22 protein-coding genes are annotated in these 23,780 nt (G+C 60.3%); 12 read left to right on the top strand and 10 right to left on the bottom strand.

The features are described from left to right. The first annotated feature begins 12 nt into the window (after window positions 1-12). The 3 genes from HNQ83_RS16625 (at window position 13) to nhaB (ending at window position 3,439) form a co-directional block, all read left to right on the top strand. Window positions 13-279, top strand: a complete 267-nt coding sequence (locus HNQ83_RS16625) for a hypothetical protein (protein ID WP_175389924.1) — start codon at window positions 13-15, stop codon at window positions 277-279. Between the two features lie 289 nt (window positions 280-568). Beyond that, a complete protein-coding gene (locus HNQ83_RS16620; RefSeq protein ID WP_175389923.1) occupies window positions 569-1,858 on the top strand; it encodes a hypothetical protein in 1,290 nt (429 codons plus the stop codon). A 78-nt stretch (window positions 1,859-1,936) separates the two neighbouring features. Beyond that, window positions 1,937-3,439, top strand: a complete 1,503-nt coding sequence (nhaB, locus tag HNQ83_RS16615) for a sodium/proton antiporter NhaB (protein ID WP_175389922.1) — start codon at window positions 1,937-1,939, stop codon at window positions 3,437-3,439. Between the two features lie 119 nt (window positions 3,440-3,558). Here the strand turns inward: nhaB and HNQ83_RS16610 are convergent, their stop codons facing one another. Genes HNQ83_RS16610 through gnd form a run of 3 tightly spaced genes read right to left on the bottom strand, consistent with a single transcriptional unit; the run spans window position 3,559 to window position 6,877 of the window. After that, the gene (locus HNQ83_RS16610; RefSeq protein ID WP_175389921.1) at window positions 3,559-4,380 is read right to left on the bottom strand and encodes an HAD family hydrolase; all 822 of its coding nucleotides are present in this window, start codon (window positions 4,378-4,380) and stop codon (window positions 3,559-3,561) included. Then, window positions 4,377-5,900, bottom strand: coding sequence for a glucose-6-phosphate dehydrogenase (gene zwf, locus HNQ83_RS16605; protein WP_175389920.1), 1,524 nt, complete (start codon window positions 5,898-5,900; stop codon window positions 4,377-4,379). Before zwf ends, HNQ83_RS16610 begins: the two co-directional genes overlap by 4 nt. Then, window positions 5,897-6,877 carry a phosphogluconate dehydrogenase (NAD(+)-dependent, decarboxylating) gene (gnd, locus tag HNQ83_RS16600; RefSeq protein ID WP_175389919.1) on the bottom strand — a complete coding sequence of 327 codons (981 nt, stop codon included), beginning with the start codon at window positions 6,875-6,877 and terminating at the stop codon, window positions 5,897-5,899. The genes zwf and gnd overlap by 4 nt, the downstream gene beginning before the upstream one ends. 272 nt (window positions 6,878-7,149) lie before the next feature. Between gnd and HNQ83_RS16595 the strand changes: the two genes are divergently transcribed. The 4 genes from HNQ83_RS16595 (at window position 7,150) to HNQ83_RS16580 (ending at window position 12,082) form a co-directional block, all read left to right on the top strand. After that, on the top strand, window positions 7,150-7,326 hold the full coding sequence (locus HNQ83_RS16595) for a DUF6026 family protein (protein WP_175389918.1): 177 nt from the start codon (window positions 7,150-7,152) through the stop codon (window positions 7,324-7,326). Between the two features lie 200 nt (window positions 7,327-7,526). Continuing rightward, entirely contained in the window at window positions 7,527-9,272 is a 1,746-nt protein-coding gene (locus HNQ83_RS16590) for a phosphoethanolamine transferase CptA (protein ID WP_175389917.1), read from the top strand. A gap of 237 nt (window positions 9,273-9,509) precedes the next feature. Then, window positions 9,510-11,750, top strand: coding sequence for a TonB-dependent siderophore receptor (locus HNQ83_RS16585; RefSeq protein ID WP_175389916.1), 2,241 nt, complete (start codon window positions 9,510-9,512; stop codon window positions 11,748-11,750). 116 nt (window positions 11,751-11,866) lie between these two features. Then, window positions 11,867-12,082 (top strand): hypothetical protein, encoded by a 216-nt coding sequence (locus HNQ83_RS16580; protein ID WP_175389915.1) that lies wholly within the window; start codon window positions 11,867-11,869, stop codon window positions 12,080-12,082. 81 nt (window positions 12,083-12,163) lie between these two features. On the opposite strand, the gene HNQ83_RS16575 is transcribed toward HNQ83_RS16580, so the two are convergent. The 5 genes from HNQ83_RS16575 to HNQ83_RS16555 all read right to left on the bottom strand — a co-directional run bounded on the left by HNQ83_RS16575 (window position 12,164) and on the right by HNQ83_RS16555 (window position 15,754). Beyond that, entirely contained in the window at window positions 12,164-12,655 is a 492-nt protein-coding gene (locus HNQ83_RS16575) for a GNAT family N-acetyltransferase (RefSeq protein WP_175389971.1), read from the bottom strand. Window positions 12,656-12,893: 238 nt separating this feature from the next. Continuing rightward, a complete protein-coding gene (locus tag HNQ83_RS16570; protein ID WP_175389914.1) occupies window positions 12,894-13,475 on the bottom strand; it encodes a DinB family protein in 582 nt (193 codons plus the stop codon). Between the two features lie 20 nt (window positions 13,476-13,495). Next, entirely contained in the window at window positions 13,496-14,614 is a 1,119-nt protein-coding gene (gene zapE, locus HNQ83_RS16565) for a cell division protein ZapE (RefSeq protein WP_175389913.1), read from the bottom strand. A 30-nt stretch (window positions 14,615-14,644) separates the two neighbouring features. Beyond that, window positions 14,645-14,986, bottom strand: coding sequence for a nuclear transport factor 2 family protein (locus tag HNQ83_RS16560; protein ID WP_175389912.1), 342 nt, complete (start codon window positions 14,984-14,986; stop codon window positions 14,645-14,647). A 51-nt stretch (window positions 14,987-15,037) separates the two neighbouring features. Next, window positions 15,038-15,754 (bottom strand): HTH domain-containing protein, encoded by a 717-nt coding sequence (locus HNQ83_RS16555; RefSeq protein WP_175389911.1) that lies wholly within the window; start codon window positions 15,752-15,754, stop codon window positions 15,038-15,040. A gap of 844 nt (window positions 15,755-16,598) precedes the next feature. On the opposite strand from HNQ83_RS16555, the gene HNQ83_RS16550 reads away from it, so the two are divergent. Continuing rightward, on the top strand, window positions 16,599-17,651 hold the full coding sequence (locus HNQ83_RS16550; RefSeq protein WP_175389910.1) for an aldo/keto reductase: 1,053 nt from the start codon (window positions 16,599-16,601) through the stop codon (window positions 17,649-17,651). Between the two features lie 113 nt (window positions 17,652-17,764). On the opposite strand, the gene speB is transcribed toward HNQ83_RS16550, so the two are convergent. Further along, the gene (speB, locus tag HNQ83_RS16545) at window positions 17,765-18,724 is read right to left on the bottom strand and encodes an agmatinase (protein ID WP_175389909.1); all 960 of its coding nucleotides are present in this window, start codon (window positions 18,722-18,724) and stop codon (window positions 17,765-17,767) included. A gap of 14 nt (window positions 18,725-18,738) precedes the next feature. Continuing rightward, complete coding sequence (locus HNQ83_RS16540; RefSeq protein ID WP_175389908.1) at window positions 18,739-19,833, bottom strand: polyamine ABC transporter substrate-binding protein; 1,095 nt, start codon at window positions 19,831-19,833, stop codon at window positions 18,739-18,741. Window positions 19,834-19,934: 101 nt separating this feature from the next. Here HNQ83_RS16540 and HNQ83_RS16535 point away from each other — a divergent pair, with 101 nt between their 5' ends. The 4 genes from HNQ83_RS16535 (at window position 19,935) to HNQ83_RS16520 (ending at window position 23,704) form a co-directional block, all read left to right on the top strand. After that, entirely contained in the window at window positions 19,935-20,846 is a 912-nt protein-coding gene (locus HNQ83_RS16535; RefSeq protein WP_175389907.1) for a LysR family transcriptional regulator, read from the top strand. A 202-nt stretch (window positions 20,847-21,048) separates the two neighbouring features. Continuing rightward, on the top strand, window positions 21,049-22,521 hold the full coding sequence (locus HNQ83_RS16530; protein ID WP_175389906.1) for a nucleobase:cation symporter-2 family protein: 1,473 nt from the start codon (window positions 21,049-21,051) through the stop codon (window positions 22,519-22,521). 74 nt (window positions 22,522-22,595) lie between these two features. Continuing rightward, entirely contained in the window at window positions 22,596-23,069 is a 474-nt protein-coding gene (locus HNQ83_RS16525; protein ID WP_175389905.1) for an LEA type 2 family protein, read from the top strand. A 26-nt stretch (window positions 23,070-23,095) separates the two neighbouring features. Beyond that, complete coding sequence (locus HNQ83_RS16520) at window positions 23,096-23,704, top strand: GNAT family N-acetyltransferase (protein ID WP_175389904.1); 609 nt, start codon at window positions 23,096-23,098, stop codon at window positions 23,702-23,704. The last annotated feature ends 76 nt before the right edge of the window (window positions 23,705-23,780 follow it).

Raw genomic sequence — 23,780 nt, 5'->3', positions numbered from 1 at the left:
AGAGAAGATCCTATGAACGCCCCGCTCCGTATCAACGAAGCTCTTTTGATTGCCGACCGCGCATTTAAACCTTTCCAGTGCGTGGCCTGGGCGCCACAGGACGGCAACGGCGAACTCTGCCTGACCGTCATCGACCGCACCAACAACAGTATAGGCCGCAAGCAGATCCCGAGCAGCGCATACACCGACCCGGAGCAGCTTGAGCGCCTGTTGAAACAGGCCCGTGAAGAGTTGAGCCAGGAAGGTTACACACTGCAATCGTGGTCGATGCCGCACTAAGTGTTTTGCGGATTACTCCAAGGAGTAATCCGCGCCATCCCTTTGTCGTTAGTTGCCTGTTTTTTTTCAGGGTCAACTGAACTTGCGACACTCCGTTATTTGAACTAGCGCACGTTTAATCCTTTGCAGGCTTGGCAGTGGTTCGAAAAGACACTGTTGTGGCACACAACGCCGCTCCGCCTGTTATTTCTGCCAGTTGTGCATCAACGCATTCAGGGATTGAATATTCTCCTTATCAAGTCGCCACTCCCAACTCCTGGACCACGACGACTCGCAAGGAGATGCGTGCATGTCAATCCAGTCTGTTTTAGCCCCCCCGACCTCATTCGGTCATGCCGGCAGCCTTGATACGGCTTTCGCCAGTCACGGTAAAACCCAGGTGTACTTCGCCGGCAGCGTTTCGAGCATGGCCAACAGTGTCGCCATCGATTCCCACGGTCGTTTGCTGGTGGCGGCAAAGGTCGGTACGCCGGCGGGCAGCCGTTTTGGACTGGCCCGATTGCTGGAGGACGGTTCGGCGGATTTGACATTCGGCAATCAAGGCAGCGTGATCGGGCAATTCGCGCCGGGCTTCGAAGCCATGGCCGGCAAGGTTCACGCATTGTCCGACGGGAACATTCTGGTCACCGGCCTGCACTACGAAAATGCCCACCGTACCCTCCCTGCCCTGGCGCTGTTCGACCCGCAAGGCTGCCTGGTCCAGCGGTTCGGCGACAACGGTTGCAGCATCGTGCGCCTGCCGGGCAATCTGTCCCACGGGATTCGCGATGCCTGGCTGCCGCCTGGTGTCCCCGGGGCCGAAGCCTGTGATGCCGACGTCCAGGCGGACGGCCGAATCGTGCTGGTGGCCAACCATCACTTCGAACTGGCCGACCACGCCGGCATGCTCATACGGATCGACACTAACGGCGAGCTGGACAACACATTCAACGGCCGAGGGTTTGTGATCGTCAGGCACTTGTTGATGAACACCTGGCTCAACAGCGTGAATGTGCAACGCGACGGCCGAATTCTGGTGGGCGGCTCGATCAATTTCCCCGAGGAAGGCTTGCTGGCCCGTTATCACCCCGATGGCAGTCTCGACGAACGCTTTGCCGTGGATGGCTTCATGAGCTTCAAGGCTCAGGGACAAAACGCGCAAGTCAGCCAGGTCGTCCAACTGGAAGCCGGCGATATGCAATGTTTTGGCAGCAGCCGTGACCCCATGCGTTGCCTCGCCCTGAAACTCCACATCAATGGCCGCCCGGACAGGCATTGTCACGACGGCCAGGCGCAATTGCTGGAGATCGGCCGCAGCGGCTGCCAGTGGACCGCTGCCCAGGCACAACCGGACGGCCGCGTGGTCACCGTCGGCGCAACCATTGGTGGTGTCGAGGCCGACTTTATCGTGGGTCGCTACTTGGCGACCGGGCAGCTCGATCCTGGCTTTGGCGACGGCGCAGGCTGGGTCCGCACCCGACTTGGCCGAAGTCTCGATACGGCCACTTCAGTGGCAGTTCAAACCGATGGAAACATCGTTGTCGGCGGTTATTCGCTGGACGGCAACTATCGTGCGGTGGTGGCTCGCTATTTGGGTTGATCCAACCTGGTTTTCCCGCACTTGATCTTCTCTATCGCTTACGGCAACTTGCGCGCTTCTTATTAAAAGGAGTGGCCGATGTCCGGTTCGATGGCCCAGGCGTTCGCGCATAACTTTCTCGGCAACTCACCCCGCTGGTACAAACTTTGTATCGTCGGTTTTCTGATACTCAATGCTCTGGTGCTGTGGACCGCAGGTCCGGTCGCGGCGGGCTGGCTGCTGGTGCTGGAGTTCATCTTTACCCTGGCCATGGCACTCAAATGCTATCCATTGATGCCCGGCGGTTTATTGCTGGTTGAAGCGTTGTTGCTGAAGATGACCACGCCTCAAGCCCTCTATGATGAACTGCTGCACAACTTTCCCGTGATCCTGCTACTGATGTTCATGGTGGCAGGCATCTACTTCATGAAAGACCTGCTGTTGTTTCTATTCTCGCGATTGCTGCTCGGAGTGCGCTCCAAGGCATGCCTGGCGTTGATGTTCTGTTTTTTATCGGCGTTTCTCTCCGCGTTTCTCGATGCATTGACCGTGACCGCCGTGATCATCAGTGCGGCCGTCGGCTTTTACTCGGTGTATCACCGCGTGGCCTCCGGCACCGATCCGCGCCAAGACAGCGAATTCAGCGATGACCAGCACCTGCCCAAGCTCCATCATGAAGATCTCGATCAGTTTCGCGCCTTCCTGCGCAGCCTGCTGATGCACGGTGCCGTTGGCACGGCGCTGGGGGGTGTCTGTACCCTGGTGGGCGAGCCACAGAACCTGTTGATCGGGCATGAGATGGGTTGGCATTTCGCCGAATTCTTTCTGAAGATCGCGCCGGTGTCGCTACCGGTACTGGTGGCAGGCCTGGTGACCTGTGTGCTGCTGGAGAAACTTCGCTGGTTCGGTTACGGCACATTGCTACCGGACAATGTTCGGGCCGTGCTGGCCGATTACGCCGCCCAGGATAATGCCGAACGTACCTCGCGCCAGCGTGCAGCGCTCATCGTGCAAGGGCTGGCGGCATTGATCCTGATTGCCGGGTTGGCGTTTCATGTGGCGGAAGTGGGCCTGATCGGCTTGATGGTCATTGTGCTGATCACCGCGTTCACCGGAATCACCGACGAGCACCGCCTGGGCACGGCGTTCAAGGACGCGATGCCGTTCACCGCCCTGCTGGTGGTGTTTTTCGCCGTGGTGGCGGTGATTCACGATCAGCAACTGTTCACGCCCTTGATCCAGTGGGTACTGGCCCTCCCCGCCGATCAACAACCGGGCATGCTGTTCATTGCCAATGGCTTGCTTTCGGCCATCAGCGACAATGTGTTCGTGGCAACGATTTACATCACTGAAGTGAAACGGGCATTCATCGCCGGCCACATGAGCCGCGAGCATTTCGAGACGCTGGCCATCGCGATCAATACTGGTACCAATCTGCCGAGCGTGGCCACGCCCAACGGCCAGGCTGCATTCCTGTTCCTGCTGACCTCGGCGATTGCACCGCTGATTCGGTTGTCTTATGGGCGCATGGTGTGGATGGCGTTGCCGTATACGGTGGTGATGGGGATTCTTGGTTGGTATGCGGTGAGCTACTGGCTGTAAACACCGACAAAAAAATGTGGGAGCGGGCTTGCTCGCGAAAGCGGTGTGTCATTCACATTGTTCGTGACTGACACAGCCCCTTCGCGAGCAAGCCCGCTCCCACAATTAGTTTTGTGTCGTTATCGCGGGAGGATGTATTGCTCGATAGCCCGCGCCGCGCCGTCTTCGACGTTACTGGCAGTCACAGCATCCGCCTGCCGCTTGACCGCCTCTTCCGCCTGCCCCATGGCAATCGACAACCCGGCGCGCTGAAACATCGCCGGGTCATTACCTCCATCGCCCATTGCAGCCGTCTGTTCCAGCGGCACCCCCAGAAACGCGGCAAGCGTAGCCAACGCATCCCCCTTGTTGGCCTGCATGGCGGTCACGTCCAGATACACCGGCTGTGAACGCGAGACCTGAGCCTGGCCTTCCACCTTCGCCAGCAACTGTGCCTCCAGCTCAACCAGCAGCGCCGTGTTATTGCTGGTGGCGACGATCTTGTCGATGCATGCCAGAAACGGCTCGAAGCTGTCGACCACCACCGGTGGATACCCCAGCCCGTGCTGCTCGCGGGGCACCATGGGGCCACTCGGGTCTTTGACCAGCCAGTCGCCCCCACTGAACACCCAGACCTCAACGTCCGGCTGATCGGCGAACAACGCCAGCGAAGTCAGCGCCGCCGTGACTGGCAAGTAATGGGCGACCAGCAAACTGCCGTCCGGGTGGACGATGGTGCCGCCATTGAAGGCAGCCGTCGGCAGGTCGACGCCCAGGGCCTCGATTGTCTGCAACATGGCCCGGGGTGGACGCCCCGTGGCCAGGCTGAACAACACGCCCGCCTCGCGCAACGCGCGAACTGCTTCGACAGTGCACTGGCTGAGGCTGTGATCGGGCAGCAGCAACGTGCCGTCCATGTCGCTGAGCAAAAACCGGATGGGATGCGACGGGGTTTCCCTCATCCCAGGCCATGCCAGACGCGACCGTCGCGAGTCAGCAGTTCTTCGGCAGCCTGGGGCCCGTTTTCACCGGCGGCGTAGCCCTGCACCGTTGCATCCTGCTGCCAGGCATCGAGGAATGGCTGAACCGCGCGCCAACCGTTCTCGATGTTGTCGGCACGCTGGAACAGCGTCTGATCACCGGTCAGGCAATCGTAGATCAAGGTTTCATAGCCGGTGGACGGCTGCATCTCGAAGAAATCCTTGTAGGCAAAGCCCAGTTCAATGTTGTCCATTTTCAGGGCCTGGCCCGGCCGCTTGGCCAGCAGATCGAACCACATGCCTTCATTGGGTTGAATCTGGATGCGCAGATAAGTGGGCGCCAGCTCATCGACTTCGGTATCGCGGAACTGCGCATAGGGCGCCGGTTTGAAGCAGATGACAATCTCGGTGTCGCGCACGCTCATGCGCTTGCCAGTGCGCAGGTAGAACGGCACCCCGACCCAGCGCCAGTTGTCGATCATCACCTTGAGCGCCACATAGGTTTCGGTGTTGCTGTCGGGGGCGACCCGGTCTTCCTGGCGATAGCCCAGCAGGGCTTTGCCATCGACTTCACCCGCCGTGTATTGACCGCGCACCGAGTTGGCCCGGGCCTCTTCCACCGACCAGGGGCGGATCGCGCCGACCACCTTGGCCTTCTCACCCCGGACCGCGTCGGCACCAAAAGCAGCCGGTGGCTCCATGGCCACCATCGCCAGCAACTGGAACAGGTGATTGGGCACCATGTCCCGCAGGGCACCGGTGTTTTCGTAAAAACTGCCGCGTGTTTCCACGCCGACGGTTTCGGCGGCGGTGATCTGCACGTGATCGATGTAGTGATTGTTCCAGAACGCTTCGAACAGGCTGTTGGAAAAGCGGCTGATCAGAATGTTCTGCACGGTCTCCTTGCCCAGGTAATGATCGATGCGGTAGATCTGCTTTTCCGACATGACCTTGAGCAAGCAGGCGTTCAAGGCTTCGGCCGTTTGCAGATCGGAGCCGAAAGGCTTTTCGATCACCACCCTTCTGAACGCCTCGGGGCTTTCTTCGAGCAGCCCCGAGGCGCCGAGACGGCGCACCACTTCACTGAAAAAACGTGGCGCGGTAGCCAGGTAGAACACCGCATTGCCGGTGCCGCTGTCGGCGATTTTCGCCGCCAGCGCTTGATAGGTGCTGTCGTCCAGGAAATCGCCCTGGACGTAGCTGATGCCTTTGGCGAGTTGGGCCCACAACTCCGGGTCAAGGGACTTGTCGCCCTTGCCGACTTTGCTGGCCACCTCGCTGCGAATGAAGTCTTCGAGTTTTTTGGCGAAGCCTTCATCGCTGATGGCGTTGTGGTCAACGCCGACGATCCGCAATCCATCTCCGAGTAAACCGTCACGCTTGAGGTTATACAGCGCCGGCATCAGCAGGCGCTTGACCAGATCACCGTGGGCGCCGAACAGAAACAGCGTGGTGGGTGGTGCGGGTTCAGCCTTGGATTTCCTGCGGATCGCATGGGTCATTTTTTAGGCGTCTCCACATGGCCGCCGAAGCCGAAGCGCTGGGCCGAAAGGATCTTGTCGCCAAAGGTGCCCTGTCCACGGGAGCGATAGCGGGAAAACAGTGCGGTCGTCAGCACCGTTGCCGGTACTGCTTGCTCCATGGCCGCTTCGACGGTCCATTGACCTTCACCGCTGTCTGCCACCGAACCGGAAAAACCATCAAGATTCGAATCACTGGCCAGTGCGTCGGCCGTCAGGTCGAGCAACCACGACGAGACCACGCTGCCACGGCGCCAGACTTCGGCGATGTCCGCGACGTTCAGGTCGAAGCGCTGGTCTTCCGGCAGGCGGGTGCTGGACTTGGTCTTGAGGATATCGAAGCCCTCGGCGAAGGCCTGCATCATGCCGTACTCGATACCGTTGTGGATCATCTTCACAAAATGCCCCGCGCCGGCGGGACCTGCGTGGATGTAACCGCGCTCGGCACGGTCGTCCTCGGACTTGCGATCCTTGGTGCGCGGGATGTCGCCCATGCCCGGGGCCAGGCTGTCGAACAGCGGATCCAGGCGCTTAACGGTCTCGGCATCGCCGCCGATCATCATGCAGTAACCGCGCTCCAGGCCCCAGACGCCACCGGAGGTACCGACGTCGATGTAGTGCAGGCCCTTTTCCGAGAGCGTCTTGGCCCGGCGAATGTCATCCTTATAGTGGGTGTTGCCGCCGTCGATGATGGTATCGCCGGCCTCGAGCAAGGTGCTCAGGGTTTCGATGGTGTCTTCGGTCGGTGCGCCTGCCGGCAGCATGACCCACACCGCTCGTGGTTTGGCCAGGCCAGCGACCAGGGCTGGCAAATCGGCAGCGCCGGTAGCGCCCTCTTCGGTCAAGGCGTCGACGAAGGCGGTATTGCGGTCGTACACAACGGTGGTATGGCCGTTGAGCATCAGGCGCCGCGCAATATTGCCGCCCATGCGGCCCAGTCCAATAATCCCGAGTTGCATGTGCTGATGCTCCCTACTACAAATAAATGTGTGTCAAAGGTTATAGCCCAACGCGACTATTGAGGTTAGTCCAGAGCGTTGGCACATAGTTTCCGGGCATTGTGCCCGATCCAGACAGATAACGTCGGGAATCAAGCTGAAGACACAACGACAATGAAAAATAAAAAAGTTCCCTTCACGGGGAAAAGAAATCAAAATTGGCGCCGATAGTAGTTCAGCCGCTGATTGGGGGGCAGTTCTACAGTTGAGACACGCCATTTGCGAGGTGAGCAATGGGCACAGTACACACCGCACTGCCAGCACAAACCCTTTATGCCACGATCCGTCGTGACGAATTGCGCCAGTTGAAAGATGAGCGCGACCAACTGAAACAAGAGCTGGCGCAACTGCGCTTGCTGATCCAGGGCCAGCAGCCTTTGGCCGTGACCCAACGCGCTCCCAACGCCTGATCCCCTCGCTTGAATCGGAAGCAGCACCGCCCTGCTTCCGATACGCCGTCACCCTTCGCCCCATTCCATCAACTCACGAACTTTTCACATCCGCTTGTTGATACTCCGGCTCATTGTGGCCGCTCGGTCTTCGTGCGCCACCCGTTCATCGGCGACTGTAGTGGTCTGGCGGTGGAAGTGTTGATTGGCTGGAGCATTGAATGTCGTGGTTTAAACGCAGCGATACGTCTGCGAAAGGTTTCGATTGGGCAGGGTTGATCTGGCTGTTCCTGTTCTTCTGGTATTTTTCCGGCATCACCCAACTGTTGATCCAACTGACGGGCACCTCCGGCTTTGCCGGTTTCCGCCAGGCGTTCGTGATGAGCGCCATCTGGCTGGCGCCGATGCTGCTGTTCCCGAGGCAGACGCGCCTGATGGCGGCGCTGATTGGTGTTGTGCTTTGGGCGTGCTCCATGGCCAGCCTGGGTTACTTCTTCATCTATCAGCAAGAGTTTTCCCAAAGCGTCATCTTCATCATGTTCGAGTCGAACGTATCTGAAGCCGGCGAGTACATGACTCAGTACTTTGCCTGGTGGATGGTGGTCGCGTTCCTCGCTCACAGCGCTTTTGCCTGGTTCCTCTGGACGCGCCTGCGTCCCGTGTACATGCCGCGCGGTCGGGCCCTGGTCGCTGCGACCGCCATTCTGGTGGCCGTGATCGGTTATCCGTTGATCAAGCAAACGGCACGCACCGGCAGCTTCGCCAGCGGTTTCGAGAAGTTCGAAACCCGCATTGAACCGGCCGTGCCATGGCAGATGGCCGTGGCCTATCACCGCTACCTGGACACCCTGGCAGGGATGCAGGAAATGCTGACCAGTGCCAGCAAGATCCCACCGCTGCACAACCTCAAGGACTCGATGGCCAACCAGCCGGCGACCCTTGTGCTGGTGATCGGCGAGTCCACCAACCGCCAGCGCATGAGCCTCTACGGTTACCCGCGGGAAACGACCCCGGAGCTGGACAAGCTCAGGGATCAGCTGGCGGTCTTCGACAACGTCATCACGCCGCGCCCCTACACCATCGAGGCCTTGCAGCAGGTGTTGACCTTCGCCGACGAGGACAACCCGGATCTGTACCTGTCGACGCCGTCGCTGGTCAGCATGATGAAACAGGCGGGCTACAAAACCTTCTGGATCACCAACCAGCAGACCATGACCAAGCGCAACACCATGCTCACGACCTTCTCCCAGCAGGCCGACGAACAGGTGTACCTGAACAACAACCGCAACCAGAACGCCGCGCAGTACGATGGCGATGTGATCGAGCCGTTCAACAAGGCCCTGGCCGACGCGGCGCCCCGCAAGTTGATCGTGGTGCATCTGCTCGGCACGCACATGAGCTACCAGTACCGCTACCCTTCGACCTTCGATAAGTTCAAGGACCGCAATGGCGTCCCGGCCGGTGTGCGCGATGATCAACTGCCGACGTACAACAGCTACGACAACGCGGTGCTGTACAACGATTTTGTGGTGTCGAGCCTGATCAAGGACTACGCCAAGTCGGACCCGAACGGCTTCCTGTTGTACCTCTCCGACCATGGCGAAGACGTGTTTGACTCCGCCGGTCATGCCACCCTTGGCCGTAACGAGAGCAAACCGACGGCGCCGATGTACACCATTCCGTTCATGGCCTGGGCTTCGCCGAAATGGCGCGAAACCCACGACTGGAGTTTTGCCGGTGACCTGAGCCGGCCTTACAGCAGTTCGCACCTGATCCACACCTGGGCGGATCTGGCAGGCCTGAGTTTCGATGAACTCGATCACAGCAAGAGCCTGGTCAGCGACAGCTTCAAGCCACGGCCATTGATGATCGGCAACCCGTACGAGCGTCAGCAGCGGCCACTGATTGACTTCAGTCTGATCAAGCCCAAAACGAAGCCGGATACGGCGGAAGTCGTGCTGAAGTAACTGTTTCAATACAATCAAAATCTGTGGGTGCGAGCCTGCTCGCGAAGGCGGAATTTCAATCGACATCATTGTCGACTGACCCACCGCTTTCGCGAGCAGGCTCGCTCCCACAGTGTTTTCCGGGTGTCAGCAAGACCCGGAAGATAATAATTATTCTCGTTTAATCCTAAATCCCTCCCCCCTCCTTCGTCTTTGAACAAACGGAAATTTTTCAACGACGACAAGGAGTCGGCTGCGATGTTCGCGCCTATCACCCGTTCCATGACTTTTACCCTTGGCCTTTGCGGTGCCGCACTGAGCCCGGATCTGCTGGCTGAAACCGAGCCTGAAACAGCGCCATTGACGCCCACGCTTATGCTCGGCGCCACCAACGTGACCGCCCAGAGTCTGGGCAGCACCACCGAAAACACCGACGCCTACACCACCGGTTCCATGAGCACGGCCACCCGCCTGAACCTGTCGATCAAGGACACCCCCCAGTCGGTCTCGGTGGTTACCCGCCAGCAAATGGACGACTTCAAACTGAGCACGCTGTCCGAGGCCATGAGCCAGACCACCGGCATTGTGGTCCAGCACAACGACTCGGACCGGGTCAGCTATTCCTCACGCGGTTACACGATCAACAATTTCCAGGTCGATGGGATGTTGAATACGTTCAGCTACATGAAGTCCGATTCCGACACCATCATCTACGACCGCATCGAAGTGGTGCGCGGCGCGACGGGGCTGACCACAGGCGCCGGTGACCCTTCGGCCACCATCAACATGGTGCGCAAACGACCCACGTCGCAATGGGAAGCCAGGACCGGCGTCAGCGGTGGCAGTTATGACGATTACTACAGCTACCTCGACGTCGGCGGGCCGCTGGCCTTCGACGGGCGCCTGCGCGGGCGCGGCGTGGTGGCCTATCGCGACAGCGATTCGTACCGCGACAAATACCAGCAGCAACGGGAAGTCGGTTACGGTGTTCTCGAAGCCGACCTAACCGACGACACCCTGCTGGCGGTGGGTTACGACTATCAGAACAAGCACGTCCAGGGCACCTCCTGGGGCACGGTGCCTTACTGGAACTCCGATGGTGGCAAGGCCAACCTCGGGCGCTCGACCAACATGGCCACCTCCTGGAGTTCCTGGCCGCTCAAGGACAAGACCGCGTTCGCCAATCTGGACCATCAACTGGGCGGCGGATGGCAGTTCAAGGCGGCGTACACCCATCGTGAAAGTGATACCGACGGCAAGATCTACTACGGCGGTGGCGGCTTCCCGAATGCGGATCGCAGCGGCATGGTCGCCAACGTCAGCCACATGATCGGCACGCAAAAGATGAAGGCCTATGACTTCAACGTCTCCGGCCCCTACACGCTGTTCGGCCGGGATCATGAATTGATGGTGGGCTATGGCGAGGCCGAGCGCCGCGAGGATTCGCCTTACACAGTGGACGGCCCGCGAGCGGCGGATTATGAAAACATCCCCGATTGGAAATACATGGGCAACATCGGCAAGTTTCCCGACACCGTTACCAGCCTGACCGGGTCGAAAGACTATACGCGGCAGAAGGCCGGTTACCTGGCGACCCGCCTGACGCTCACCGAAGACTTGCACGCCGTGCTCGGCAGCCGCTACGGCAGCTGGAAAACCTCGACCACCACCAACAGCTACGACGACAACCTGCAGTTGAGCGGCGTCGATCACAGCAGCCAGCAGCAGAACGACATGTGGACGCCCTACGCCGGGCTGCTTTACGACCTGACGCCGGAATACACCGTGTACGTCTCCTACACCGACATTTTCAAACCGCAGACCAATCGCGACAGCAGTCGCCAGTACCTCGAACCGGTGGTCGGCAGCAACTATGAACTGGGCCTCAAGGGCAGCTTGCTGGAAGAACGCCTGAACCTGGCCACCGCGCTGTTCTGGAGCAAGCAGGACAACGTCGCCGAACTCGACGACTCGGTCCCGCCGGACCCGGTCACCGGCGAGGAATTCTTCAAATCGAGCGGTAAAGGCAACAAGGTGCAAGGCTTCGAAGCCGAGCTGTCAGGTGAGGTCATGACAGGCTGGAACATGACCGCTGGCTACACCTACACCCACTCGGTCGATGGTCAAAAGCAGCGCATCAACACCAACCAGCCCTTGAACATGTTGCGCTTCTCCACGGCCTATCACTTGCCCGGCGAGTGGCAGGCGCTGACGGTGGGCGCTGCGGTGAATTGGCAGAGCGACGTCTATCGCGGCGCCAATCGACCGGTCGGGCGCCGTGCCGATGGCAGCCTGATCACCGAGCGCGCGGATATCCGGCAAGCGGCCTACACCGTGGTCAACCTGATGTCGCGCTACGCATTCGACCGGCACCTGTCGGCCTCGTTGAACGTCAACAACCTGTTCGACAAGAAGTACTACGACAACGTCGGTTTCTACAACGGCGTGTACTGGGGCGACCCGCGCACGGTGACCTTGAGCCTGGACTGGAAACTCTAGGGGTTATTAATTCCCATTTAACGGAATCGGCGGATAATGAGCCTTCGACTTAGATCCATTGACTCACTGGCTCATGGACGAAAAGGCATCCGACATCTGTAAGTGGGAGGCACACCATGAAACGTACTACGCTGATCCTCGCCGTCCTCATGACGTTCGGCTCCGCCGCCGCCTTTGCCGAGGGCGGGGCTGAACGCATGAGGTACTACTACGAAACCCTGCGTTACAACCAGCAAGTGGCGCTGGGCAACATCACGCAAAGCCAGGCCAAGGAACTGCGGGTTCCGGACGATCAAACGGCGCAAATGACCGAGTCCTACAGGCCGAAATGATTGTTACACCTCTGACTGTTTGCTCTTCAGTCAGAGAAGACCGTTGGGCGTCCGGATGGACGCCCTTTTTTTATGCGCGGATCAAAGCGGCTTGATCCAGAACATCATGCGCCCGTGCGCCGGGTCGAACTCGCCCGGGGCAAAACCGAACTTGCCATAGGACGCCTGCGCCACCGCATTGCCTTCCAGTACTTCCAACGTGATTTTGCAGCAGCCGCGCTGGCGGGCGATGTCCTCGACCTTTTGCAGCATCCGCTGGCTCAAGCCCAGGCCGCGAAATTTTGGCATCACAGCCACATCGTGCACATTGACCAATGGTCGGCAGGCAAAGGTCGAAAAGCCTTCAAAGCAATTGACCAGTCCAGCCGGCTCCCCCCCGACAAAGGCCAGCACGCTGAATGCGTGGGGGCGCTTGGCCAACTCGCCTGGCAATTGCTCCAGTACGGTGGTGGGCAAGGAATGACCGCCACCCATCGGGTCCTGGGCGTAACCGTTCAACACCACGCCAATCGCCTCGGCATGCACCGGGTTGGTGTAGCTGGCTTGCAACACAAGTATTTCCGCGGAATCCATTTCCATCCCCAATCACGTTAAATAGCCCCAGCGCGCAGTTCGCCCTGGATGGCCCGGCGACGATATCGCGAGCGTGTCTGTTTGAAAATCAAAAGATCGCAGGCATTGCCGAGTTCGCGTACTCCTGTGGGAGCGAGCCTGCTCGCGAAGGCGGTCAACGATTATCTGCGCTGTCCGAATGACCGCGTTGCCCAGCCGTTTTTCTCGAGCAGGCTCGCTCCCACAGGGACATGCGCCTTCAATGCCCCCAGATCAAGGCCTCGGTCCAGCCGAGTTCGGCAAAGTCCTCGGCCCGCAAGTGCGACTCGCCGACACAGAAAAACTCGTCCAGCTGCGGCGGCTTTACCGACGTGCCACTGAGCATCGCGTGCACCTGGCCACGGTGATGGATCTGGTGCTCGAACAGGTGCGACAGCATGCGCAATCGACTCTCATGTTGCGGCGTGTCCCGGGAGATGGTCACGACCTTGCCCAGATCGGCATCGCGCATTTGTTCGCAATAGGCGATCAGTCGCCGGTCTACCTGAGTCTGTTCACGTCGCAGATCCGGACCCTGGCTGAACGGCTCGTCGTCTTTGAAGAACACGTAGCAATCGGGGTGCGGATCATCGCCACGCAACTCGCGTTCAAGGGCATCCACGTAGAACCAGTCGCAGGTCAGGATGTGGTTGAGGGTCGCGCGAATGCTGGGAAAGAAGCTGACCCGAGGCGCGCTCAAGTCCTGCGGACTCAATTGGCACCAGGCCTTGGCCAACCGGTGATTGGCCCAGGCGTTCTGGTAGGCCATGGTCAGCAAATGGTGGGACAGAGGTTGATTCATAATGGATGCCCTCCTCGATCTCATGCCTGGGCAAAGCGTTGCAGCTGCATCTCCTGCAAGCGGCTGAGGGTGCGACGGAACGGGAATTCCAGGTAGCCCTCGGTGTACAGCGAATCCATCGGCACCTGCGCTTCGAGGTACAGCGGTACTTTGCGGTCGTAACACTCGTCCACCAAGGCAATGAAACGCCGCACGCCGTCGTCATGCACCGATAGCTGCGGCAGTTCGCGATCCCCTGCCTCCACTCGCACGGCGCCGTCTTCAGTGCCCCGGGCGATGCGCCCGGCACGTTTTTGCGCGCTCAGGTTGGGGACGTCACTCAACAGGATAGCGCTGAAGGTGTCGCACAAGGCCATGAAATCCATCGCGGCGAACGGCTGTTCACAGAGGTCGGCGTAACGGCACCAGAGCACGGTTTTGCTCGCTTGCACCACATCGAGCGAACGGTAGCCGACCTTGATCGGATCGCTGGAGAGCGCCTGGCCAAGGGTCAGCACCTTGAACACATCCGCCAGCGCGCTGGGCTGCCCAGGCGCGGCCACCCAGTAACGTTGCAGGCCCTGCCCTGGGTGCAGGCGATGATCCTCACCGCCGTCCACCGCAATCACCTGCATGTGCTGCTTGATCGCCGCAATGGCGGGTAGAAAGCGGTCGCGGTTGAAGCCGTCGACGTACAGCTGCTCCGGGGGCAGATTGGAGGTGCAGACCACGACCACGCCCTGTTCGAACATCACCTGAAACAACCGCCCGAGGATGATCGCGTCGCCGATGTCATTGACGAACAACTCGTCGAAGCACAGCACCCGCACTTCCTCGCTCAATTCGCGAGCTAGGGCCTTCAACGGGTCGGCAGTGCCGGTGAGTTGAAACGAGCGCTGATGCACCCAGCCCATGAAATGGTGAAAGTGCTGACGCCGGGCCGGAACCCGCAGGTGTTGGTAGAACTGGTCCATCAACCAAGTCTTCCCCCGCCCGACCGGGCCCCAGAGGTACACGCCCATGATCGGCGCGCGCCCCTCATGCAGCGCTTCATGGCACTTTTGCAAGGCCCAGACGGCATGTTCCTGGGCTTCATCCTGGACAAAGCCCTTTTGTTCGATGGCGTGCTGCCAGGCACTGAGGGGGGAGTCGACGTTCATGCGCGGCAGTATGCCATCCGTTGGCGATGACTACAGTGAAATGTCGAGCCGGGCGATCTTGCCCTGCTCATTCAGGCGAAACATGTAGCGCAGTGCCAAGGGACTGCCGGGAAACGTGCCGGAGATCAGACCATTGACCAGCACCTTGCCGGTACGCTGTTGCACCTCCAGCACTTCGACCCGAGGCTGGTAGCGACGGCCAGTGTCTTGCATCCATTGGGCGATGTCTTGCGTGCCGATCCGGTGCTGCCCCTCATCGAACACATTGGCATCTTCTGCGAAGAAACTGCCGACCCGCGAAGTGTCGCGGGCATTGGCGGCGGCAATGTAGGCGGCGATGGCAGGCGCCAGTGCCGAGGCGGGATTGGACATGTTAAGGCTCCTTGTCTGTTGATTCTGGAGCCATGCTAAAACAGGGCAGTGTCAATTCTTGTCAGGAGTGAAACGCCCGGATTCATCCAGTTGCATCTGCTTGCGCCAGGTCCGCAACAGGTCGCTGCGCCGCCCCGGATATCGCTCGCCCTGCTCACTCGCCTGCGATATGCGATCGGTACGAAACGTCCGAAAAGCGCTGCGCAACTCACACCAGGCCACGATGATCCGAACCTCGTTGAGAAACCCCAAGGCCAACGGCCAGATCAGCCGCTGGCTGGGCACTTGTTGGGCGTCGGCGTAATCGATGTGCAACTTGGACTGATTGCGAATGGCCTGGCGAAACACATTCAACGGCACTGCATTGGGTGCAAAACCATAGCCCGGCGGCCCCGGCATCACGGTCGGATTGCGTAACGCGTCCAGCGCTTCGGGTGCGAGTACCGCGGCAATCTTGGCCAGCGCATCGGCGGCCGCTTTGCTCAACACCTCATCCCCGCGCTGGTCCACATAACGCAGCCCCAAAACGATGGCTTCGGTTTCGTCGGCATTGAGCATCAACGGCGGCAGGAACAAACCGCTGCGCAGGACGTAGCCAATCCCCGCTTCGCCATAGATTGGCGCGCCGAGCGCGGTCAGTTCGGCGATGTCGCGGTACAACGTGCGTTCGGAGATTTCCAGTTCGCCGGCAAGCGTTGCAGCCGTCACCGGACGGCTCTTGCCGCGCAGCACTTGCAACAACGTCAGTAAACGGGTGGTTCGCGACACGATGGGCAGGTCCTGTCCGGAGAGTCGAGGGAGCTTAGCAGAGCCCCCTGTCAGAAACTGTCAGCAGCAAAGTGGAAACACCGCATACCTGTAGGAGCAAAGCTTGCTCGCGATGTCGGTGGCTCAGGCACTGCATCGTCGACTGCACTGCCGCCTTCGCGAGCAGGCTCGCTCCCACAGGGGATCGGGGAAATGCGCGAAATTCAGGTCGGCTTGTAATCCGCCATCGCTGGCGAGCCAGCTCCCACAAAGGGGACCGAGTTCCCCGGCCAAAGCCAGGTCGGCTGTCAGGCCGCCTCGCTTTGGTTTTTCGCGGTACACGCCCCCTCGAGAGGCCGAGTGGAGGTTCTGCGCAGTGGGCAACCCGGCATGGATGCCGGGTTAGCCGCGCACGGCCAAGGATGGCCGATCGCGGCGGGCCCACGGAGCAGGACCGGAACGAGGGCATGCCGAGCCACAGCGAGGCACCGAACGACAGGGGCAAGAGCCCTTGGTTACTTGGGGCTCTTCCAAGTGACTCGCCGTAAGGGCGAAACCCTAAGTGGCCGTTACCGCAGGAATGGATATGTACTTAGTCAACGAAAGACAGGTCGGCCATCAGGCCGCCATCGCGGGCAAGCCCGCTCCCACAGGGAATGGGGTGCATCCGCAAAAGCCAGGTCGGCTGTCAGGCCGCCTTCGCGAGCAGGCTCGCTCCCACAAAAAAAACGGGTACAACCGCAAGCATTGCGCCTACAACTGAACCGAGGAAAAAGGAGCTTGACGCTGAATATGACTAGGATCATATTTAATAGATTTCGCACATAATTTATATCGACCTCGACGTACCTTCAGGAGTCATCCCATGCATTACAAAGTATTTGGCCGTAAAACCGGCCTGCGGGTTTCCGAACTGGCGTTGGGTGCCGGCAACTTCGGCACCGGTTGGGGGCATGGCGCCGAGCGTGATGAAGCCAAGGCCATTTTCGACGGTTACCTGAAAGCCGGCGGCAACTTCATCGACACCGCCAACGGCTATCAGGGCGGTCAGTCGGAAGCCATGCTCAGCGAGTTCATCGCCGCGGAGCGGGATCACCTGGTCATCGCCAGTAAATACACCTTGGGGACTACACCAGCAGCGGGCATTTCCCACACTGGCAACAACCGCAAGAACATGGTTCGCGCCGTGGAAGAGAGTTTGAAACGGCTGAAGACCGATCACCTCGACCTGTTCTGGGCGCACATGAGCGACGGCGTGACGCCAATGGAAGAAATCCTGCGTGGTTTCGACGATCTGGTACGCGCCGGCAAGATCCATTACGCCGGGCTGTCGAACTTCCCGGCGTGGCGCATCGCCCGGGCCGACCTGCTGGCCGAGGTGCGCGGTTTTGCGCCGATTGCGGCGATTCAGGTCGAATACAGCCTGGCCGAGCGCACCGCCGAGCGCGAGCAACTACCCATGGCCGAAGCGCTGGGACTGGCGGCGACCTTGTGGTCACCGCTGGGTGGCGGCTTCCTCACCGGCAAGTACCGCAACACCCAAGGCGACAACCGCGCCACTAAACTCGGCGTGTTGGTACATACCGAGAAAAGCGCCCGTGAAACCGCCCTCCTCGACGCCTTGCTGGCCGTTGCCGAGGAACTGGCCGCCAGCCCGACCCATGTAGCCATCGCCTGGCTACGCGAACAAGCGAAGCGCTCGACCACCACGCTGATTCCGATTCTCGGCTCGCGCACCCGTGAACAACTGGACGCAACCCTGGGAGCCTTGAACGTGCAGCTGAATGCCGAGCAATTGACGCGGCTCGATGGCGTCAGCGAGGTGGCCAAAGGTGTGCCCCATGAATCCATCAGCGGTTCGTTTGCACGGTTCAGCGGGGGCGTCACCCTGGATCTGCCGAAAATCCCGGTGGCCTGACTCATTTCCCCCTGTGGGAGCGAGCCTGCTCGCGAATGCGCTGTGTCAGTCAATATTAATGCTAACTGACACACCGCCTTCGCGAGCAGGCTCGCTCCCACAATGGTTTGTGTTTACCGATCAACCTTATGCCTGGCCGCATACAAACACAGCATCTCCATCGCCAACGTCGCCGCCGCCAGCGAAGTGATGTCCGCATTGTCATACGCCGGCGCCACCTCCACCACATCCATGCCCACCAGGTTGATCCCGCGCAACCCGCCGAGGATTTCCAGGGCCTGCACCGTACTCAAGCCACCACACACCGGCGTTCCGGTACCCGGGGCAAAGGCCGGGTCGAGGCAATCGATGTCGAAGGTCAGGTACACCGGGTGGTCACCGACCCGTGCCCGAATGGCCTCGACAATCGCATCCACCCCGCGCCGATGCACCTGCCGCGCATCCAGGACCTCAAAGCCCTGATGATCATCATTGGTGGTGCGCAAGCCGATCTGCACCGAACGCGACGGATCAACCAGCCCTTCTTTGGCCGCATGCCAGAACATGGTGCCGTGGTCGATGCGCTTGCCCTCTTCGTCCGGCCAGGTGTCGCTGTGGGCGTCGAAGTGGATCAGCGACAACGGACCATGTTTGCGTGCGTGGGCCTTGAGCAGCGGATAGGTGATGAAGTGATCGCCACCAAAGGTCAGCATCGCGCTGCCCGCGCTAAGGATGTGTTCGGCGTGGGCCTCGATGGTTTCCGGGGTCGATTGCGGGGAACCGTAATCGAAGTCGCAATCACCGAAGTCGACGACCGCCAGGTGATCGAACGGATCGAACGTCCAGGGCCAGTGGCGTTCCCAGGCGATCCCGGTGGACGCAGCACGAATCCCTCTCGGTCCGAAACGCGCGCCGGGACGGTTGCTTGTGGCCGTGTCGAACGGCACGCCGCTGACCGCGACGTCGACACCGCGCAAGTCACGGCTGTAGCGACGGCGCATGAAACTGGTGATGCCGGCGTAGGTACTTTCGGCGGCAGTGCCATACAGACTGTCGCGGGTCATGGCCTGATCGTTTTGCATCGGGACGTCCATCTCGGGCTCCTTGTTTATTGTTGGCGGCTACGGAAAGCGGTCCACAGACGGGTGCGCTGACGCATGTCCTTGAGGCTCATGCTGCGGTCGGCGTACAACCGGCCACGCACGTCGGCGGGCGGGTAAATGTCCGGATCGGTGCGCACCGCCTCGTCCACCAGCGGAGTCGCGGCCTGGTTGGCGGTGGCGAAGAACAGGGTGTTGGTCAGCGCGGCGACGGATTCGGGACGCAACATGAATTCGATGAACTGGCGTGCGGCTTCGGGGTGCGGCGCGTCCTTGGGGATCGCCAGGTTGTCCTGCCAGACCAGGGTGCCTTCCTTCGGAATCCGATAGGCGATTTCGTAGGGCTTGTTGGCCTTGCGCGCCTGATCGGCGGCCATGCTGGCATCGCCGTTATACGCCAATGCCAGGCAGACACTGCCATTGGCCAGATCGTTGATCTGCCGCCCGCTGGCGACGTACAGCACCGAAGGTTGCAGCTTGTGCAACAGGCCCTGTGCCGCGTCGAGATCCTGCTTGTCCGTGCTGTAGGGATCCTTGCCCAGATAGTGCAACGCGAGGCCGATCACTTCCTGGGGCGAGTCAATGATCGCAATGCCGCAGTCCTTGAGCTGGCTGGCGTATTCGGGCTTGAACAGCAGATCCAGGCTGTTGAGCGGCACGTTCGGCAGGCGTTTCTGCACCGCCTCGACATTCATCCCCAGCCCCAGGGTGCCCCAGGTATAGGGCACGCCATATTGATTGCCGGGATCGACAGCGGCGAGTTTCTCCAACATGTCCGGGTCAAGGTTGGCATACCCCTTCAGGCCTTCATGGGGAATGGCTTTCAACGCGCCGGCCGCCAGGCCCCGCGCCAGGACGCTGGAGGACGGCACCACCACGTCATAGCCACTGCCGCCCGTGAGCAGCTTGGTTTCCAGCACTTCCGGCGCATCGAAAGTGTCGTAGCGCACGTGAATGCCGGTTTCCTGTTCGAAACGCTGCAGGGTTTCAGGGGCGACGTAATCGGCCCAACTGTAAAGATTGACGACTTTTTCTTCGGCCTGGGCCGCTGCGGCCATGGCAAGGAAAAGCGCGGGGACACACATCTTGAACACGGGAGCCATGACGAACACCTGACCGGAGGAAGTGGTTGCAGGATGCGACGTCGGATACATTGATAAAATATCAAGTGTATTAACCTGACATTACCAAGGAGTAATGTTTGATGCTCGGTCAACTCCACGATCTGGACCTGCAACTGCTGCGCCTGTTTGTCAGCGTGGTGGAGTGTGGCGGCTTCAGCGCGGCCCAGGGTGAACTGGGCCTGAGCCAGTCCAGCATCAGCCAGCAAATGGCCAAACTGGAAACCCGCCTCGGCTATCGCTTGTGCAGCCGTGGCAAGGGCGGATTCAGGATCACGCCCAAGGGCGAACAACTGCTCAGTGCCACTCGCGGGCTGTTCGAATCCATCGAAGCGTTCCGTCATCAATCCAACGGCGTCGCCGGGCGGCTGATCGGTGAGGTGCGCCTGGGCCTGTCCGAAGCACTGGATCAATCGGTGTTGCAACGGGTGGCCGAGGCGATCCGGCGCTTTCGCGAGCGCGACGAATCGGTGCGCATCGAATTGATGAGTGCCATGCCCGGCGACATGGAGCGCTTGCTGTTGCAACAGCGGCTGGATTTGGCCATCGGCTATTTCTCGCAGATACAAGGCGCTTTCGACTATCGCGAACTGTTCACGGAAACCCAACACCTGTACTGCGCGGCCGGCCATCCGTTATTCGACAATGACGCGCCGGATGACCAGGCGCTGCAGGCCTGCGACCGGGTCGATCATCCGTACCGCTTCCTTCGCAGCGACGAGCCCTTTCAAGGAAAACAGTGTTCGGCACGCTCCGAGCAGGTCGAAGGCACCCTCGCCTTCATTCTGTCCGGCAAGCACATCGGCTATCTGCCTGAGCACTTTGCCCGTCACTGGGAGGACAAGGGCTTGCTGCGGGCCGTGCGCCGCCAAGGCATGAGTTTCGAGGTGGCGTTTCACCTGGCCCGTCATCGGGCGCAGGTGCCGGGGGATGCGCAGAAGGCATTTGAAGAAGATTTGCTGGCGGCGTTTGCCTGCCCTGAAGGCCAACACTAATCCTGTGGGAGCGAGCCTGCTCGCGAAGGGGGCGTAACAGGCAACATAGATGTTGGATGTACCGGCCTCTTCGCGAGCAGGCTCGCTCCCACAGGGGGAGATGTGGTGGATGCAGGCCCCATCGCTCGCCACAAAATAGTCTTTCTGGCATCCTGCGCCTCCATTTTCTGACCCGGCCCCGCCTTCTGGCCCGCACATAACCATGACCGCCTCTGAAAAACCCCCTGCCCCCCGCCACAACGACCTGATATACGGCCTCGACGACCGCCCGCACCTGACCGCCACCGTCTTCGCCGCGCTGCAACACGTGCTCGCCAGTTTTGTCGGGATCATCACCCCGACGCTGATCATGGGCAGCGCCCTGGGCCTGCAAAGCGAGATTCCCTACCTGATCAGCATGGCGCTGTTCGTCTCGGGCCTGGGCACCTTTGTGCAGGCGCGGCGCTTCGGCCCCATCGGTTCCGGCCTGTTGTGCCTGCAAGGCACCAGTTTTTCGTTTATCAGCGTGATCCTCAGCGCCGGGTTCATGGTCAAGGCCCGGGGTGGCGGTACCGATGAAATCCTCTCGACCATCTTCGGCGTGTGCTTCTTCGCCGCGTTCATCGAAGTGGTGTTGAGCCAGTTCATCGGCAAATTGCGCATGCTGATCACCCCGGTGGTGACCGGCACCATCATCACGCTCATGGGCCTGTCGTTGATCAAGGTCGCCATGACCGACATTGCCGGCGGTTTCGGTGCCACCGACCTCGGCGCGGCCAGCCATCTGGGCCTCGCGGCGCTGGTACTGGGGACCATCGTCGTATTGAACCGGGTGGATGTCCCCTTCCTGCGCCTGGGCGCGATTGTCATCGGCCTGACCCTGGGTTATGGGGTCGCCTGGCTCCTGGGGCACGTCGACTTCGCCAGCCTGCCCGCCGTACCGCTGATGAGCGTGCCGGTGCCGTTCAAGTACGGGTTCTCTTTCGATTGGGTCGCGTTCGTGCCGGTGGCAGTGATTTTCCTGGTGTCGCCGCTGGAAGCAGCCGGTGACCTGACCGCCAACTCGATGATTTCCCGGCAGCCGGTCAAGGGCCCGGTCTACATCCGCCGGATCAAGTCGGGGTTGCTGGCCGACGGTCTCAATTCGGCCATGGCCGCCGTGTTCAACAGCATGCCGATGGTGACCTTCGCGCAGAACAACGGCGTGATACAGCTGACCGGCGTGGCCAGCCGCTACGTGGCGTTTTTCATTGCCGGGCTGCTGGTGGTATTGGGGCTGTTCCCGATGATTGGCGCCGTGCTGCAACTGATGCCCAAACCGGTGCTCGGCGGCGCCGAGCTGGTGATGTTCGGCACCGTGGCCGTGGCCGGGATCAAGATCCTCGCCGAAGCAGGCCTGCATCGACGCAACATGCTGATCGTGGCGATTTCTATCGGCATGGGCCTGGGTGTGGCGGCGGTACCGGAAGTCTTGCGTGAGTTGCCCAAGGCACTGCACAACATCTTCGAATCGCCGATTACCGTTGGCGCGTTGTGCGCGATCGTTTTGAATATCTTTCTGCCCGAGGAATTCATTGAGCTTGAAGAGGACGATTTCGATCCGGAAGCCTCGATTCTGCAGGTCATGGAGAATCCCGATGTGCCGGCCAAGGGTGAACCGGCAATGTCGCCCGGTGCCGCACAGTTGAACCGCTAGAAACGCTCAAGGGCTGAGCCGCTGACGGTTCAGCCGCTTCTCTGCCGATAGAGAGCCTTTGAGAGAGCACGTCCATGCGCAACGTTCATACGTTCATCCTGTCTCTGCTGTTGCTCTGCCTGAGCGCCTGCGCCCTGTTGCCCCATCGCGATCCGCTGAACATCAACGTGGTGGGCATCCAGCCGTTGCAGAGCCAGGACATGGAAATGCGCTTTGCCGTGAAGATTCGCGTGCAGAACCCCAACGACACCACCCTCACCTACAACGGCGTGGCCCTGGACCTTGACATCAACGGCCAGCCCTTCGCTTCCGGTGTCAGCGATCAGACGGGCTCGATCGAGCGTTTTTCCGAAACGGTGCTGAGCGTACCGGTCAGCGTCTCGACGTTCTCGATGTTGCGACAGACCCTTGGCCTCAGCCAGGTGCAGACCCTGAACAACATGCCCTACGTCCTGCGCGGCAAACTGGCCGGGGGGTTGTTCGGTACGATGCGCTTCGTCGATAGTGGCAAGCTCAGCCTGCCGGGGCCCACGACCGGCAGCCGCTAAGTCCGCCTCAAGGAGCTGCGAAGAACATGGACGCCATACCCACGCTGTATACCGAACGCTTGATCCTGCGTCCGCTGGAACTGGCCGATGCCGAAGCCATCCAGCAACAATTCCCACACTGGGAAGTAGTGCGTTATTTGAACGCCCTCGTCCCATGGCCTTATCCGGCCGACGGTGCGCTCACCTATTTGCGCAACATTGCTCTGCCGGCAATGACCCTTGGCGAGGAATGGCATTGGTCGATTCGCCGGAAGTCGGCGCCAGAACAGTTGATTGGCAACATCAGCCTGATGAACGAGCAGGACAACAACCGCGGCTTCTGGCTCGGCCCGCCATGGCAAGGTCAGGGCTTGATGACAGAAGCCAGTGAGGTCGTCACCGCCTACTGGTTCGAAACCCTTGGACGAGAAGTGCTGCGGGTGCCGAAAGCGGTGCCGAACATTGGCTCTCGCAAGCTCTCCGTACGTACCGGCATGCGCTTGATTTGTACCGATGAGGGCGATTTTGTTGGTGGGCGATTTGCCAAGGAGGTCTGGGAAATCACCCGGGAGGAATGGCTTCGACGACACGAGTCCCAATGTGGGAGCGAGACTGCTCGCGAATGCAGTGTGTCAGGCATCATAGATGTCGACTGATAAGCCGTCTTCGCGAGCAGGCTGAACTGGTCAAGTAATCTTGGACACCCGTCAAGGTTCACGCCGCCAGTCTCTC

The sequence above is a fragment of the Pseudomonas sp. C2B4 genome (genome assembly GCF_013359695.1).
Lineage (GTDB): Bacteria > Pseudomonadota > Gammaproteobacteria > Pseudomonadales > Pseudomonadaceae > Aquipseudomonas.
Note: the sequence above shows the minus strand (reverse complement) of the source record. Positions and strands in the feature narration are given on the sequence as shown.

Coding starts and splice junctions, on each gene's coding strand:
- HNQ83_RS16625 (WP_175389924.1), top strand. CDS start 13: ATGAACGCCCCGCTCCGTATCAACGAAGCTCTTTTGATTGCCGACCGC.
- HNQ83_RS16560 (WP_175389912.1), bottom strand. CDS start 14,986: ATGTCCAATCCCGCCTCGGCACTGGCGCCTGCCATCGCCGCCTACATT.
- HNQ83_RS16550 (WP_175389910.1), top strand. CDS start 16,599: ATGCATTACAAAGTATTTGGCCGTAAAACCGGCCTGCGGGTTTCCGAA.
- HNQ83_RS16580 (WP_175389915.1), top strand. CDS start 11,867: ATGAAACGTACTACGCTGATCCTCGCCGTCCTCATGACGTTCGGCTCC.
- HNQ83_RS16585 (WP_175389916.1), top strand. CDS start 9,510: ATGTTCGCGCCTATCACCCGTTCCATGACTTTTACCCTTGGCCTTTGC.
- HNQ83_RS16620 (WP_175389923.1), top strand. CDS start 569: ATGTCAATCCAGTCTGTTTTAGCCCCCCCGACCTCATTCGGTCATGCC.
- HNQ83_RS16610 (WP_175389921.1), bottom strand. CDS start 4,380: ATGAGGGAAACCCCGTCGCATCCCATCCGGTTTTTGCTCAGCGACATG.
- HNQ83_RS16535 (WP_175389907.1), top strand. CDS start 19,935: ATGCTCGGTCAACTCCACGATCTGGACCTGCAACTGCTGCGCCTGTTT.
- HNQ83_RS16540 (WP_175389908.1), bottom strand. CDS start 19,833: ATGGCTCCCGTGTTCAAGATGTGTGTCCCCGCGCTTTTCCTTGCCATG.
- HNQ83_RS16530 (WP_175389906.1), top strand. CDS start 21,049: ATGACCGCCTCTGAAAAACCCCCTGCCCCCCGCCACAACGACCTGATA.
- gnd (WP_175389919.1), bottom strand. CDS start 6,877: ATGCAACTCGGGATTATTGGACTGGGCCGCATGGGCGGCAATATTGCG.
- HNQ83_RS16525 (WP_175389905.1), top strand. CDS start 22,596: ATGCGCAACGTTCATACGTTCATCCTGTCTCTGCTGTTGCTCTGCCTG.
- HNQ83_RS16575 (WP_175389971.1), bottom strand. CDS start 12,655: ATGGATTCCGCGGAAATACTTGTGTTGCAAGCCAGCTACACCAACCCG.
- HNQ83_RS16590 (WP_175389917.1), top strand. CDS start 7,527: ATGTCGTGGTTTAAACGCAGCGATACGTCTGCGAAAGGTTTCGATTGG.
- HNQ83_RS16570 (WP_175389914.1), bottom strand. CDS start 13,475: ATGAATCAACCTCTGTCCCACCATTTGCTGACCATGGCCTACCAGAAC.
- HNQ83_RS16595 (WP_175389918.1), top strand. CDS start 7,150: ATGGGCACAGTACACACCGCACTGCCAGCACAAACCCTTTATGCCACG.
- zapE (WP_175389913.1), bottom strand. CDS start 14,614: ATGAACGTCGACTCCCCCCTCAGTGCCTGGCAGCACGCCATCGAACAA.
- speB (WP_175389909.1), bottom strand. CDS start 18,724: ATGGACGTCCCGATGCAAAACGATCAGGCCATGACCCGCGACAGTCTG.
- HNQ83_RS16520 (WP_175389904.1), top strand. CDS start 23,096: ATGGACGCCATACCCACGCTGTATACCGAACGCTTGATCCTGCGTCCG.
- nhaB (WP_175389922.1), top strand. CDS start 1,937: ATGTCCGGTTCGATGGCCCAGGCGTTCGCGCATAACTTTCTCGGCAAC.
- zwf (WP_175389920.1), bottom strand. CDS start 5,900: ATGACCCATGCGATCCGCAGGAAATCCAAGGCTGAACCCGCACCACCC.